16 protein-coding genes are annotated in these 14,126 nt (G+C 22.9%); 5 read left to right on the forward strand and 11 right to left on the reverse strand.

Annotation, left to right across the window (positions count from 1 at the left end; all coding sequences use genetic code 4):
* Nucleotides 1-5 precede the first annotated feature (5 nt).
* Genes fmt through AACK96_RS06260 form a run of 4 tightly spaced genes read right to left on the reverse strand, consistent with a single transcriptional unit; the run spans nucleotide 6 to nucleotide 3,642 of the window.
* Nucleotides 6-953 (reverse strand): methionyl-tRNA formyltransferase, encoded by a 948-nt coding sequence (gene fmt / locus AACK96_RS06245; RefSeq protein ID WP_338973927.1) that lies wholly within the window; start codon nucleotides 951-953, stop codon nucleotides 6-8.
* Nucleotides 940-2,694 carry a DUF2779 domain-containing protein gene (locus AACK96_RS06250; RefSeq protein ID WP_338973929.1) on the reverse strand — a complete coding sequence of 585 codons (1,755 nt, stop codon included), beginning with the start codon at nucleotides 2,692-2,694 and terminating at the stop codon, nucleotides 940-942. The genes fmt and AACK96_RS06250 overlap by 14 nt, the downstream gene beginning before the upstream one ends.
* 36 nt (nucleotides 2,695-2,730) lie before the next feature.
* Nucleotides 2,731-3,339 carry a hypothetical protein gene (locus AACK96_RS06255; protein ID WP_281747823.1) on the reverse strand — a complete coding sequence of 203 codons (609 nt, stop codon included), beginning with the start codon at nucleotides 3,337-3,339 and terminating at the stop codon, nucleotides 2,731-2,733.
* A gap of 21 nt (nucleotides 3,340-3,360) precedes the next feature.
* Nucleotides 3,361-3,642: a hypothetical protein gene (locus AACK96_RS06260; protein WP_338973930.1), complete on the reverse strand. Its 282-nt coding sequence runs from the start codon at nucleotides 3,640-3,642 to the stop codon at nucleotides 3,361-3,363.
* Nucleotides 3,643-3,854: 212 nt separating this feature from the next.
* On the opposite strand from AACK96_RS06260, the gene rpsT reads away from it, so the two are divergent.
* Nucleotides 3,855-4,115 carry a 30S ribosomal protein S20 gene (gene rpsT, locus AACK96_RS06265; RefSeq protein ID WP_338960848.1) on the forward strand — a complete coding sequence of 87 codons (261 nt, stop codon included), beginning with the start codon at nucleotides 3,855-3,857 and terminating at the stop codon, nucleotides 4,113-4,115.
* Between the two features lie 106 nt (nucleotides 4,116-4,221).
* On the opposite strand, the gene ilvA is transcribed toward rpsT, so the two are convergent.
* The gene (gene ilvA / locus AACK96_RS06270; protein WP_338973932.1) at nucleotides 4,222-5,472 is read right to left on the reverse strand and encodes a threonine ammonia-lyase; all 1,251 of its coding nucleotides are present in this window, start codon (nucleotides 5,470-5,472) and stop codon (nucleotides 4,222-4,224) included.
* A gap of 339 nt (nucleotides 5,473-5,811) precedes the next feature.
* On the opposite strand from ilvA, the gene AACK96_RS06275 reads away from it, so the two are divergent.
* From AACK96_RS06275 to AACK96_RS06285, 3 genes are read left to right on the forward strand one after another with little or no spacing between them, the layout of a single operon-like run.
* Entirely contained in the window at nucleotides 5,812-6,036 is a 225-nt protein-coding gene (locus AACK96_RS06275; RefSeq protein ID WP_338973934.1) for an ATP-binding cassette domain-containing protein, read from the forward strand.
* 59 nt (nucleotides 6,037-6,095) lie between these two features.
* Nucleotides 6,096-6,512 (forward strand): ATP-binding cassette domain-containing protein, encoded by a 417-nt coding sequence (locus tag AACK96_RS06280; RefSeq protein WP_422397335.1) that lies wholly within the window; start codon nucleotides 6,096-6,098, stop codon nucleotides 6,510-6,512.
* Nucleotides 6,472-7,416 carry an ABC transporter permease gene (locus tag AACK96_RS06285; RefSeq protein ID WP_338973938.1) on the forward strand — a complete coding sequence of 315 codons (945 nt, stop codon included), beginning with the start codon at nucleotides 6,472-6,474 and terminating at the stop codon, nucleotides 7,414-7,416. Before AACK96_RS06280 ends, AACK96_RS06285 begins: the two co-directional genes overlap by 41 nt.
* 59 nt (nucleotides 7,417-7,475) lie before the next feature.
* On the opposite strand, the gene AACK96_RS06290 is transcribed toward AACK96_RS06285, so the two are convergent.
* The 6 genes from AACK96_RS06290 to AACK96_RS06315 all read right to left on the reverse strand — a co-directional run bounded on the left by AACK96_RS06290 (nucleotide 7,476) and on the right by AACK96_RS06315 (nucleotide 13,539).
* Entirely contained in the window at nucleotides 7,476-8,927 is a 1,452-nt protein-coding gene (locus AACK96_RS06290) for a hypothetical protein (protein WP_338973940.1), read from the reverse strand.
* 43 nt (nucleotides 8,928-8,970) lie between these two features.
* Nucleotides 8,971-9,882: a DNA polymerase III subunit delta gene (gene holA, locus AACK96_RS06295; RefSeq protein WP_338973942.1), complete on the reverse strand. Its 912-nt coding sequence runs from the start codon at nucleotides 9,880-9,882 to the stop codon at nucleotides 8,971-8,973.
* Nucleotides 9,883-10,097: 215 nt separating this feature from the next.
* Nucleotides 10,098-11,141 carry an SGNH/GDSL hydrolase family protein gene (locus AACK96_RS06300; RefSeq protein ID WP_338973944.1) on the reverse strand — a complete coding sequence of 348 codons (1,044 nt, stop codon included), beginning with the start codon at nucleotides 11,139-11,141 and terminating at the stop codon, nucleotides 10,098-10,100.
* Nucleotides 11,142-11,163: 22 nt separating this feature from the next.
* Nucleotides 11,164-11,979, reverse strand: a complete 816-nt coding sequence (locus tag AACK96_RS06305) for an MBL fold metallo-hydrolase (protein ID WP_338973946.1) — start codon at nucleotides 11,977-11,979, stop codon at nucleotides 11,164-11,166.
* A 34-nt stretch (nucleotides 11,980-12,013) separates the two neighbouring features.
* Entirely contained in the window at nucleotides 12,014-12,994 is a 981-nt protein-coding gene (locus tag AACK96_RS06310) for a ComEC/Rec2 family competence protein (protein ID WP_338973948.1), read from the reverse strand.
* Nucleotides 12,994-13,539 carry a hypothetical protein gene (locus tag AACK96_RS06315; protein ID WP_338973950.1) on the reverse strand — a complete coding sequence of 182 codons (546 nt, stop codon included), beginning with the start codon at nucleotides 13,537-13,539 and terminating at the stop codon, nucleotides 12,994-12,996. Before AACK96_RS06315 ends, AACK96_RS06310 begins: the two co-directional genes overlap by 1 nt.
* Before the next feature lie 102 nt (nucleotides 13,540-13,641).
* Between AACK96_RS06315 and AACK96_RS06320 the strand changes: the two genes are divergently transcribed.
* Nucleotides 13,642-14,124, forward strand: a complete 483-nt coding sequence (locus AACK96_RS06320; protein WP_338960869.1) for a hypothetical protein — start codon at nucleotides 13,642-13,644, stop codon at nucleotides 14,122-14,124.
* Nucleotides 14,125-14,126 lie beyond the last annotated feature (2 nt).

Genomic DNA, 14,126 nt, shown 5'->3' on the forward strand with positions numbered 1-14,126 from the left:
TTTTACTATTTAAAGATAAAACCAATTGCAATTGGATTAATTTTAGAACCATAGTAACAAGCTGCTATAATTTCTTTTTTACCTGCTGGTTGAATAACCTTAATTACTATGTTATTAGTTTTAGTGGCAACAATAATACCTAATTTATTTATTGCAACAATTGTTCCTGGCAGAGCATTTGATAATTCATTAGTTACTGCTACTTGATGAATTTTGTATATATTATCATTCAATGTAGTATAAGCGATTGGTGTATTATACAATCCACGAACATGACATGAAATTAATTGTGCTGAAAGATTTCAATTAATTTTTTCATCACTTCTTTTAATATTTAAACCAAAAGTTACTTTATTTTCATCTTGTTCTTGCTCTTGTATTTCATTATTAATGATTTTTAATAAATATTTTATTAACATATTTTGTGCTAAAGTTATCAACTTATTAACTAAAGAAGTATATGTATCCTCAATACCAATTGAAACTTGTTCTTGAACATAAATTGCTCCTGCATCCATTTTACTTACCATTTTCATTAATGTAATACCAGTAGTTTGTAATCCATTAATAATTGCTCATTGAATAGGGGCACCACCACGCAATGATGGTAATAATGAAGCATGAATATTTAAACATTTATATTTTGGTAAATTTAAAATTGCTTTTGGTAAAAATTGACCATAAGCACAAGTAAGAATAACATCAATATTTAATAATTGTAAACTTTTTAAACTTTCAATAATATTTTCTGGTTGGAAAACAGGGATTTGATATTCTTCTGCCAATTGTTTAATTGCTAAAGGAACAACTTCTTGTTTACGACCAATTTTACGATCTGGCTGACAAACAACACCAACTATTTCAACTTCATTTTTCATTGTTATTAACAATGTTTTTAAAATATTTTCAGAAAAAAAAGAAGAACCCATAAATAAAATTTTAAATTTTTTCATAATTTTCGCCCTCAATTTTTGCTTTGTACATTTCAATAATATTTTTTACATGTCAGAATAATACTACCATACCTAAAGTATCTTGAGCACAATATTTTAACATATTTTCACGAAAATTATGAATTCAATTACTTAAACTAATGTTATTTTCAACTCTTCTACGAAAAACTTCTGATGCCATATCTCCTTTTTTAATAACTAATCCTTCATAAGAAAAGGAAGGTTCAAATGCTGGTAAAGTTTTTTTAATTGAAAGAGAACCATAAAACTGTTCTTTATAAATTTTAAATTCTTTAAAAAAATCTTGTAAATCAATAGTACCATCATGGATTAATGATAATTTATTTTTATATTGAGGATAATAATAAGCTAATTTTTTAAGAACAGATTTCTCAAATGATTGATTATAAGCAACATACGTACCCTTACCATGAATATTAATTAAATCATGACATAATTTTTTTGTTAACATTTCTCTTGGATCATCATTTCCATCTGCTAAAAATTCATAATGTTTAATTGATTTATAAGTTTTAAAATCAAAATCTGGTGCCAATAATACATGGACAGAATATTGAAAAGGAATTTGTTGATATGGTTTACTATTTTTAAACTTAGGTATTGCAGATTTCATAGTCTCAAAATCATACATATAAATTGGATATTGGTACTTTTTGTATTCAATTTTTAAATCAACAAATTTATTGCCATCAATTAATTTTTCACCATTTTTAATTACATCATATTGTCTTAAATGTAAATTAGACTTTGTTAAAAATGGTAATAATCTTTCATCATTAATTTCTAACAAATCTTCTTCATAATATCACAATGCTTTCTTAGTTTTTCTTAAACGATATAATTCAAAAATAGTATTATGAATAGAAAAATATTTAAAAATATGAGGACAAAATTGATTACTATTTTCATGACAATAAGGTAAAGTTAATAATTTAACTATTTCATCAATATCACTAATTTTAATAATATTCTTAATATTTTCATATTGTAATTTCAAATTATTATTTAAAATTTCATCTTGAATTGATTCAAAAAGACTAAAACTTTTTTTAGTATTAGGACTTTTTTGCCAAGTTGATCCATTAACAATAAATAATTCATTTAAATCTATTTTTTCTTTCTTAACATAATTATTATTTAAATACATAATATAAGTATTAACTACTTTAATTCCACATTTGGTTAAAATATCATACTGATAAAGTAAATCTCACATATGTTCTTCTTTAACTCAAGTTACTGCTTTTACTTCAATTAAATCCCAACCATCATTATTTCGTTTTAAAATATCACACTTAGTAACACAGCCCTGATATTCAAATCTTGGTTCAAATAAAACATCATACTCTTTATTATTAATAATTTCTATGACATTATTACCCGGTTCAGACTCAAAATTAAAATAAGAATATTTTACTTTAAAATATTCTTGAGCATAGTGCCCAGTTTCAATACCATCTGCAATTGTTTCACCAAGATAAAATTCAGAATCATCTTCTTCATTATAATTATTTTCAAATGTATCATCATCTAAATCAGAAATAGTAATTAAATTAGATTTAAATTTACTACTTGTTTTAGTATGCGTTAGTTCAACAAAATTTATTATCTTTTTCTCTTCAATTAAATGCTTAGCTAAAGCATAATTTTTTGCATTTAAAAATCATGAAAGTTTTCGACAAATACGGAAATGCTTATAATCATCTTTATAAATTTTCATTACATATCACCCAATTGCCTACTTAAAAATAAAGATTTATTTATCTTTTCATCCAGAAAATTTATCATGAATTGCAATTTTAGGTTTTTCTAAATTTTTAGCACGTTTTTTATTTTCTTTATTTTGTAAACGTTCTTCTTCAATTGCAAGTTTAACTGCTTCATTTTCTTTTTTAATTGCTGTTTTTTCTTCTGCTGTCTTTCTTTTTATTTTAATTTTACCACTACGTTTTTTTGACATTTCAATTTTCTTAAGTGTTTCTTCTAAATCCAATTCACAATTTACTTTTCAAATTGTTTCAAATTCTTTCTTTGATAATTGCTTAGTAAATCCTTCTACCTCAAATGCTTTAGTTGCAAATAAATCATTTTTCTTAGAATCATATAATTTTACAATTACATCAAAAACATCACGATAGCGATATTCTTTACTACTACGTGAAACTACTTGTTCAAATTCTACTGTTTTATGTTGCAATTTTAATTCATCACGCATAAAGGATTTAATAATATTTTTTACTTCTTTTTGACGTTGTTTTTTCTCTTCTTTTTTCTTCTTTTTTGCTGAAATGGTTGTAAAAATAAAAATTATTAAAACTACTCCTATAAGCGCTAACATTCATCATTGACTAGATAAATTTCCCATTTTTTATTCCTCTTTTTTGATTTATAAATTTTCCTCGATTACTGCTAATAGTTTAGTTGGACTCATCGGTAAAATTGTTAAAATTAAATTAACATCTTTTTTAATTACAAAATAAAGATGTGTTTTATTTACTCTAATATATTTAAAACTTTTTGTCTCTTCAATATCATAAGACTCATTAATCAATTTTAAACAATATTCACGTAATTGGATATCATTTAAGTCTTGCAATTTTAATCTTGTTCTAATCCTACCAATACTATGGTAAGAAAATTGATAAGGGTTACGAAAATAGTAACTCATTTATTTACCACACCTACATTTATCATTAAAGTTTTTAAACAAATAATTTACATTAAAAGTGTAAAAAAATTAAAATATACTATTAACAAAAAGCTAACACATTAATTATACTGAAAAAATAAAAAATATTATACAACATTTATGATTTTTGTTATAATTATTTTTGTTGTAATTAATCTATAAAACATGTTCAAAACAAAAAAGGAGAAAAAATGGCTAACATTGCATCACAAATTAAAAGAATTAAAACAAACCAAAAAAGAAATGAAATTAATAAAAGTTATAAATCTAAAGTTAAAACTGCTTTAAAAAAAGCTGAAATATCAATAAAAAACAAAGCAGAAAATGCTACAGTACTTGTTAATGAAGTATGTAGTTTAATTGATAAAGCTGTTGTTAAAGGCATTTATCACATTAATAAAGCTGCTCGTCAAAAATCTAAAATTATGACTAAATTAGCAAAAGCAAAATAACTATAATTTATTTTAAAAAGAGACACTATTAATAGTGTCTCTTTTTAAAATATAATTGATATTTTTAAACTAAATTTTTGTTTTAATAAAATACCAAATTCAAAAATTATTTCGCTAATAATGTAAAGTTAGAACTTGATGCTCTAATCTCAGCAAAAATTTTATTTTTTTGAAATTCATCTGATGTATCCATAACTATAAAAATACTAAAATTACTAATATCTAATTTATTACGATCAAATGTACTGTGAATTTTATAAATAGAAGCACCATTTTTAGTAATAATATTAATAATTTCGCTAATAGTACTATTATTAATTTTACCGTTAACTGAAAAAGGAACTCGTCGATGTGAACTAATTAAGGCACTATTAATAATTGTTCCTAATGTAGTAATATCAACATTGCCACCACTAATTACACAAACAACATTTTTATCTTTACCAATGATTTTATCTAATTTACCAGAAAGAATAGCAGCAACACTAACAGCACCACTACCTTCAGTTACAATTTTACATTTTTCTAATAAAAATAACATTGCTTGTGCAATTTCTTCTTCGCTAACAGTAATAACTTTATCAACATTTTTCTTTAAAATATTAAATGTTAATTCCCCTGTTTGTTTAACAGCAATTCCATCAGCAATTGAACTTTTACCTTGAATTTTAAATGGTTTTCCTTGTTTTAAAGCTTGATTATAAGAATCAACATTTTGTGCTTCAATACCAATAAATTTAATATTTGGATTTTTACTTTTTAAATAAATTGAAATACCACTTAAAAGTCCTCCTCCACCAATTGGAACTAAACAATAATCAATTTCTTTACCCATTGCATTCATTTGTTCATATATTTCCAAACCAATTGTACCTTGACCAGCAATAACAAAATTATCATCATATGGATGAACTAACGTTAACCCTTCTTCTTTTTCAAGTCTTAATGCTTCAGACATTGCATCATCAAACATATTACCACAAAGTTTAACAGTACATTTAGCACCACCAAATTCTTTAGTAGCAGCAATTTTGGCTAGTGGTGCTGTTACAGGCATAACTATCTTTGATACTAAATTTAAACTTGAAGCTGCTAAAGCGACTCCTTGTGCATGATTACCAGCACTAGCAGCAATTAAACCCTTTGCTTGCTGTTCCTTTGATAAATTAAGAATCTTATTTAAAGCGCCTCTAATTTTAAAACTACCTGTTTTTTGTAAATTTTCTAACTTTAAAAATATATTATTACCAGAAAATGAAGAAAGTTTATCTGCTTTTATCAAACTTGTCTTACTAATTTTATCTTTAATTTTTGAATACGTTTCTTCAATTATTTCTTCACTTACTAAATTTTCCACAATGGTTCCTCCTGAGTTTCTATCTAATTTCTCAAATATAATTAATTATACAATATAATAACTTTTATTTATAAAACAACAAAAGTAATCATTAATAGTATATGATTTTATAATTAAATGGGATTTAAATTCATAAATGTTGATTTAAAGCAAGTGTTAAATTACTATACTAGATAATCACTATTTTCAAATCTATATTATATATACATGAAAAACAAAAATTAAAAAATATTTTTCCAAAATATTTAGAATTAATATTGTTTATTTTATTGTTACAAATTTCAATAATTGCTTTTTAACACTTAATTATAGTACAATCTAATGCAGGAGGTATCATATATGGAAAATAATGAACAAAATAAGAAAAAAATAGATAAGTCTCGGCCACTAGTAGAAATTTTGAATCTAACAAAGGAATATAAAAATAAAGTAGCATTAAATAAAGTTAATTTAACTATTAATCCTGGCGATCGAATTGGAATCATTGGTGCAAATGGTAGTGGTAAATCAACTTTAAGTGAAATTATTGGTGGTATTCGTAAAAACCAACATCTGGTGAAATAATTCGTCAAGAACATCTGGTAAATGGTTTACAATTTCAAGAATCTAGATATCCGGCCGGAATATCTGTTATGGATATGATTAAATATTATTTACATACTTTTAATATTTCAATGAAAGAAGATGAACTATTAGAGTTACTGAAGACATATCAATTACTTGGAATTGAAAATAAGTTTATTCAAACACTTTCAGGTGGACAACAACAACGTTTAAATATTTTACTAGCTGTTATTCATGATCCTGATCTAGTTATTTTAGATGAAGTTTCCACGGGATTAGATATTGAAGTTCGTTCAGAAATTTTTGAATTCTTTAGAAAAAATATTATTGACAAAAATAAGACAATGATCTTAGTTACTCACAATATGAGCGAAGTTGAAGAATTTTGTGAAAAGTATATTTACATTCATAATGGAGTTATAAAAGAAGCAAGAAATGTTAAAGATATTGTTAAAAAAATATGGCTCAGTTCATAACTTTACATGAAAAATGTTTGATAAAAATAAAAAAGCTGATTTAAAAAAACAATATGAAGAAATAAAAAAAGAAAATGCTGAAATCAAAAAAAATAAGAAAAAAAATAAATGAATTCATAAAGCCAAAATGCCCGAAAAAAGTCGACCATTAATAAACTTAATGTTTAAATATTATTATCGAGGATTTTTTGTACCCTTCTTTCTAGTTTTATTTCCAATTCTAATGTTGTTCTTAGAAGGTTTTCCTTTTAAACAAATGGAAGGTGATACTGTAAAAAGTTTACATACTTTAGTTGGTTCAATTTCAATGTTACAACCAATGGCAGTAGGAATTTTCATTATTCCACAAACAATTGTTGAATTTAAAAATAGTGTTTTAATGAAGCGAATTGGAGCAACAAATATTAAACCAATTTTCTTTGTTCTTTCAGTTATGATAATTGGATTTTTCTTTATGATAGCAACATTCTTATGATCTTTATTATGAGCTGGAATTATGTTTGGTGGTACTTATGGGTGAAGTAATATAGTAACAGCAAATTTTATTGGAGAATCTATCCCATTTATTATCTTAATTTTCTTTTCATCAATGGGTTTAGGAATGTTATTAGCCTCAATTTTCAAATCAGTAACTGCTTTAGTTGCAGCATCAAATGTAATTTATTTTCCAGTTGCACTTTTAAGTGGGGTATTTTTCCCGGCTGAGTTAATTAATAGTAGTCCTGTTTTAAAATACGCAACTTACTTTAATCCATTCAAATACGCTATGGATCCATTTATTCAAGCTTGAAGTGGAACAAGTTTTACTTTTACAACAACTTATGGAATATATCTAGGAGTTGCACTTGGATTGATTGGTATTTACACAATAGTTGCAAGTTCAAAATTACGTTGACAAGCATAATAAAACTAATAATTAAAAATAATAAAATTAAAAAGGACTTTTAGTCCTTTTTAATTTTATTATTTAAATAAATCACTATTACGTCAAAATTTATGATCTTTTGTATCTTTTTTATTATCATTATCTAAACTATCATCAAAAAGTGATGGATCGATTTCATAGGGTTTACCACTTAAAGCATTATTAATAGCATTTTGATATTCCGAATTGGCTCTCATAATTTTATTACGATCAATTTTTGGATTAAGAATAGCAATAACTAGTATAATAGCAATTGGTAAAATTGCTGATGCTGCTGTAATATATGTTAATATTTGAAAAGCTTTAAAAGTTGCTAATCCTTTTAATCAAGGTAAAGAATTAGGATTAATTTTGTCACCTTTATCTAAAAAAGAAGTAAATGTTCTTAATAATGAATCATCTGTTGTCATATAAAATAAATTTGAAATTGTATAAATTATTCAAAAAATTAAAATAACTATTAAAAAATATGATGTTCGATATAAATCACGACCTAATTTTGGTGGTTTTAAAATTGAATATAAAAAGCCTCCATTTAAAACTATTGTTGTAACAATAGTGAAAACTATAGTTTTTGATTGTTGTGCAAAATTATAATAAACGGGTGATGTACTATTATCTTTAATTTGAAAAGTACCTGCTATAAAATAAGTTAGTATATAAGTAGCTATTGCTAGCACTGTTGTTAATAAGAAAAAAGCTGATAATATTTTCTTTAAAAGTGGAATATATTTTGGTTTATTCATATAAGGGTAAAATTTAGGATTTGTGGCGGGATGTTGCGGTAATACACCTAACTTCGCTAAATTTGCTAAACTATTATTATCAAGATTATTAATATTTAAATTATTACCTAGATTCCCAATGCCACCAATATTAGGATTTGTATCAACATTATTATCAACATTCTGATTATTTGGAGTAACACTTGGCTTAACCTCAGTAGCATCATCACTAAAATTATTTAATGCAGTAATTTGATCATTTAATTCATTAAAAGTATTATTATCAAACTGTCTTATTCGTTCAAGACTTTCTTTTTCCACAGTCTTACAAATATTAGTAATTGTAACTATTAATAAGTTACGCTCTTCAAGAATTTCAATACGATTTTTAGGAGAACTTTTAGTAATACTCAAACTACGATTTACCAAATTAGAAATTAACTGCAAAAATTCTATTGCATACTTTTTATCTTTTAATTCTTTTAGTTCTTTTTCAAGAAAAAATAAATTAGAAATTTGTAATTCTAAAATTTTTAAAAGTTCTTCATTAGCAAAAATAGATTTTCTAACAATTAAATTATTTAAACTGTTATATATAGTACTTGATATTTCATAGTATAATGCAACATTTAAATCTTCTTCTGAGTACACTTTTTCGGTTTTTTTCTTTGTAACTCTTTTTACTTTTGATTTAACCAATGTAATGTCACTATTTTCTTCTACTAACTTTTTTTCTGTAACATCAGTATTTTTATTACTTTTCATTATATGTATCACCTCTTGAGTTTAAAACATCTATAATTATATACTAAATATTCAAAAAAAATAAATCAATTGCAATATTTTTATTAAACTTTCCTTTTTTGATATTGTAATCTAATTCATATAATTTTAACAAAATATTATTAATATTTAAATTAATATTTAAATATTGTTCTAATATTTTTACTTGAAACTTGGAAATATTTAATATATTGGAAATATCTTCATTACTTTTTTTTTGTTTAACTAAAATTTTGATATCTCTAATTAATTCTAATTGATATACAAGAATATTAATCAATTTAATTTTATCATAATTAATAACATTATAATAGTTATATTGTGTTCAAAAATTGTTATAATCTTTTTTTAATATATATTCAACAGTTTTAAAAATATTTGTTTCAAAATATTTAGGAACCACCTCAATAATAATATCTGAATTTATTTTTTTTCCAATTAACCTTAATTTTGATAACTCATTTAAAATAATACTGACATCATTTGGCAAGTATTCTAAAAGAAAATTAGTTGCTTCTTGAGTAATGTTAACTTTAAAACTATTGCAAACTTTATTAATTAATAATAATAATTGTGATTTTGTATAATTTTTAATTTTGATAATATTAAATTGTTGAAATTCTCTACTAATTTTAAAATCAACATTTAAACTTTTAATAATTATCATTGTTTTTTGATTATGATTAAGCAAAGCATTAACAAATTTTTTTTCTTTAATATATTTTTGCCATAAATTACTGCTATCATTAATTACGATTACTTTATTTTCTTCAAATATACTCATAATTTGAATTTCATTAATAATATTAACAATTGTATCCTCTTGTAATTCATATAGATTATAATCATAATTTTCTTTTTTATGATTTTTTTTAATTAATTGTTCAATATTTTTTCTTACTAAATACTCATCTTGACCATGAACAATATAAACCATGTTTCCAACCTCACAAAATTATTAATATATTTTATGTTAATGTTATAATATCATAATGTTTCATATATAATCACACTTTTATTTTTTCCTCAATAATAAACTTTTTTAAGATTATTCAATGTTTCAATATTCGGAAAACACTTTCGTTTTTGATAATATTCCAAATTTGAACTTTTATCTTATATACTAATTGTTATATCTAATGTTTTAAAACATTATCACTTTTCAACTAAATTATAAAGATCTTCAGCAACTGCTTGATGCACTAATGTTGTTGGATGAACTTCATCAAAGAAGAAATAATTATTTAATGTTTCTTTTGTTGAACCATTAACATATGTTGCTGTAACAGCACCATCTAATGCCATATGAGCATAATCAGATTCAATTGCATTTTGAGTAATATTTTTTCCTTCTTGTTGAAATATCAACTCATATTTACTTAATTTTTCTCTTAAACTAAATCTTCTAATAAAATTAGGATAATTAGTTGTATATAAAGATATCTCATGATTTCAAAGTGTTTTATAAGCATCAGATAATTGTTTTGCTAAAACTTGCGATTTAGTTCCATAATATTTTGGGACAAGACTAAAATCTGGAACATCAGTAGCAACAATATGTTGAATGCCTTTATTAATTAATTCTTGAATTATATCTCCTTCTTTTATAATTGCATTATAAATAATATCAAGTCCTTTATAATAGTTACCACTATCAATAGCAGCCAACATATCATTATTTCCTGATTCAAGAAAGACTAAATCATCACTTTGTAAATTTTGATGTTGAGATAATAAAGCAGCCATTTGATGTTGAAGGCTAAAACGATTTGAATAAAATTCTCCTGTTCATGAATCATTTTCAGCTGCAACAGCGCCTCCAACCGCATAGTTATTACCAAATTGTTCATAAGTTGCTGCATCATTTAAAATCGTATATTTTCATCCTGCTTGTAAGTTTAAATGTAATTTATTAGCTAAAATTTCAGCTGCAACCTTACCATTGCTGAAAGAGCGATTTAAATAATATGGATCTCCTAATTCTACTTGAGCGACTCATAAAGGTGCTAATGGTGATTTTTGGACAAAGTCACTCCCAGCTCCAACAAAACTACCAGTATCAGAAAGACTATCACCAAGAACGTATAATTGATGATAATCAGTAACTGTTTTTTCTGCCTTGCTATTGGATGTAATAGTAGTTATTAACATTGAAGCTAACAACAAAATTTTTAATAAATGATTTATTTTTTTCATATTTTTTCCCCTTTTGTTTTAATTATATATTTTTATCACCAGTAAATAAAATTTTATAATTATAAACTTTTAATAACAAAACTAAACTTTTATTATTTTCAGAAACATATTGCAAATTAAAACCATAAACTAAATTATGAATTGGATTAAAACCATCAATAACATATTGCGATAATTGATTGGTATTTTCATAAATTTTATCTATTTTTAAGTTCATTTTCAAAAATCCAATATTACTAATATGATCTAAATCATGATGAGTTAAAAATACTGCTTTTAAACTATGAATTCCTTTTCCTGAAAGATAATTATAAATAGTTGGATTATTTGGTTTTAAATCTTCTGTGCCCGCATCAATTAAAATAGCAGATTTATTATAAGGACTAGTTATTAAAAAACTCATAGCATTACCAACATTAATCATTGTTAATTCATAATAAGGTTTAATAATACTATTCATTCATAATGTTGAAAGTAAAACAAAATTAATAATAATAACTGTTAACATTCTTCAATTAAAATATCGTCAACAGTTATAAATAACTATTAAAATAAAAAAATAAAGTTGTAAAATTCAAATTTCAATTTTAAAAGTCGGAATTCAAATATTACTCATATTTATTAACTTAATAATAATAATTAAAAAATTTAAAATTGGAGAAACAAAAAAACTTAAAATTGAATTTAAAAATAAATTTAAAAATAAAATAACATCACAAAAAATAATGATTGGTGTAAAAAATAATAAATATGCAACAGTTAATAAACTAAAACCATGATTTATTTGTCACTGAATAGGAATAGTGAATAAAAATAAAACAAAATTAATCAATAACATTCTAATCCAATAACTATATTTTTTAAATTTATTATTAATAAATAAAATCAAAAAAAGTAATACCAAAAGAAAGTTGAAATCCTAAAAGATAGAATTGTAAAGGTCATAAACAAAGACAACAATAAGCACTAAAACTAAGAATAGAAATTGGATGAATAGTTTTTTTATTAAATTTTAAAATACAACTAAAAATTAAAAAAAATAATGCTTTCATTGCTGCAATAGATCAATTAAGTAAATATAAATAAAAACATAAAATTACAAAGCAAATTAAAAGTTTAATTAATTGATTTTTGATAAATCAAAAACTTTTTTTTAAAAAAACAAAGAAAAAATTAATGTGTAAACCACTAACAACAATAATTGGAGTAATACCAAACTTATTAAAAATGGTAAAAATAGATTTGTTTTCTTCAGTTTGCTGACCAAATAATAATAATTTAGTTCAAGTTTTAATTTCCTTTGGAAAAGTATTTATATAATTAAAAAAAATAGTTCTAAGAGTTTTTCCAAAAACAACTTTTACTTTATTTCCATTAACTACTATTTGTTTATTAACATTATTAGCATTTAAAAATAATTTAAAATCAAACTCATAAAAATTATTAATAGTTTTTAAATCTTTAGTTTGACCTTTAAAAATAAGTGTATCATCTAATTGGGCATTAATAGTATACTGCATATTATTAATATAATAATGTGATAATAAATAATATTTTTCTCATCCTTCTTGTACTATCAAATAATTTGGATGGGTTTCTACTACTTTCAAATTAACATTTTCAATATTTATATGTTCATCTTTTTTAAAGTTAATATTAACTAAGGAAGTAAAAGTAAATACTAATAATAAAAAGAAATACTTATAAAATGATTGCTTTTTAAAAAAAATATAATACAAAAGAATAATTATTATTAATAATAAAACTAAACCACTAAATATCGTAAAACTTGATAAAAAGAAAACTAAAAATATTAGAAATAAAACTAATAAAGCATGATAAGTAAACATCATTAAAAACTAATAAATTTATGCATCAATTGTATATATTTTCTTTTTGTGGTTATTAATAATTTTTCTAAATTCTCTAACAATTGTTTTGCATTTAAATTTTTTTTATTAAATAATAATAATACTTTTTTGGCATCTTGACTATTTAAACCTAAATTAATTAAAGGCTCTAAAGTAATAGTATAACGGGAATAATATTTAATAGCATTATTTCTTGGTGATAATATTAATTTATAATTTTCACTAATATTTTGATTTAGATTTAATGCCAAAATGTCAAAATAAACATTAGAAATATTCAAAGTATTAATTAAATTAATAATACTTATTTTTGAATTAAGAATTTTAATATAATATTTATTTCGTATACATAAATCTTCTCTAATTGGTAAATGTTCTTTAATTTCAACAGTAATAGTAATAATTTTTGTATCATTTTTTTCCTTACTAACTATTTCATTTTCATTAAAATTTTTAATCAACTTTAATACAACTAATCCATTACTTGCAAGAAAAAGAATTGTCAATGTTATAATTAATAATCTCATTTAATTTCACCTCAATAATTATTAAAAATGAGATAAGCAATTTCCTTTTTTTATTTTTTTTAATATAATAAAATAAAAAAGATAATTCAAAGGCTGATAATAATGACAAAAATAAAAACTGATGGTAAGAAATGAGAAAATAATTTTATAAAAATAATTAAAAATAAAACATTTATTAAATGATGCAAATATAATTCTATTATATTAATATTAGGAACTTCATTAATACTAAATATTATTTATATCCCAAAATTCTTAAATGGTACTACTAATCAAAATAGCATTACTACTAATATTGAAATTACAGCTATCAACGGCAAGGAAACTATTCTTGAAAAAACTAATTATATTACTACTTTTAATACACTTGGTAATTTATTAAGTGCTTGTTCTAATGATTTTACTGTTGAAAAAAGTCAATTGGGAAGATTTTTGGTTGCTGTAAAAGGTAAAAAAGGTACTCAAGAAGATAAAAAATTTTGATACATTGAGCATTGAAATGGTAAAGAATTTATTGATTTTTCAGTGGGTATTGATGATATTAAATTGGAAAATAATGAAATTTTTCAACTTGAATTAAAATAAAA

The organism is Spiroplasma endosymbiont of Tricholauxania praeusta (assembly GCF_964019535.1).
Taxonomy (GTDB): domain Bacteria; phylum Bacillota_I; class Bacilli_A; order Mycoplasmatales; family VBWQ01; genus Spiroplasma_E; species Spiroplasma_E ixodetis_A.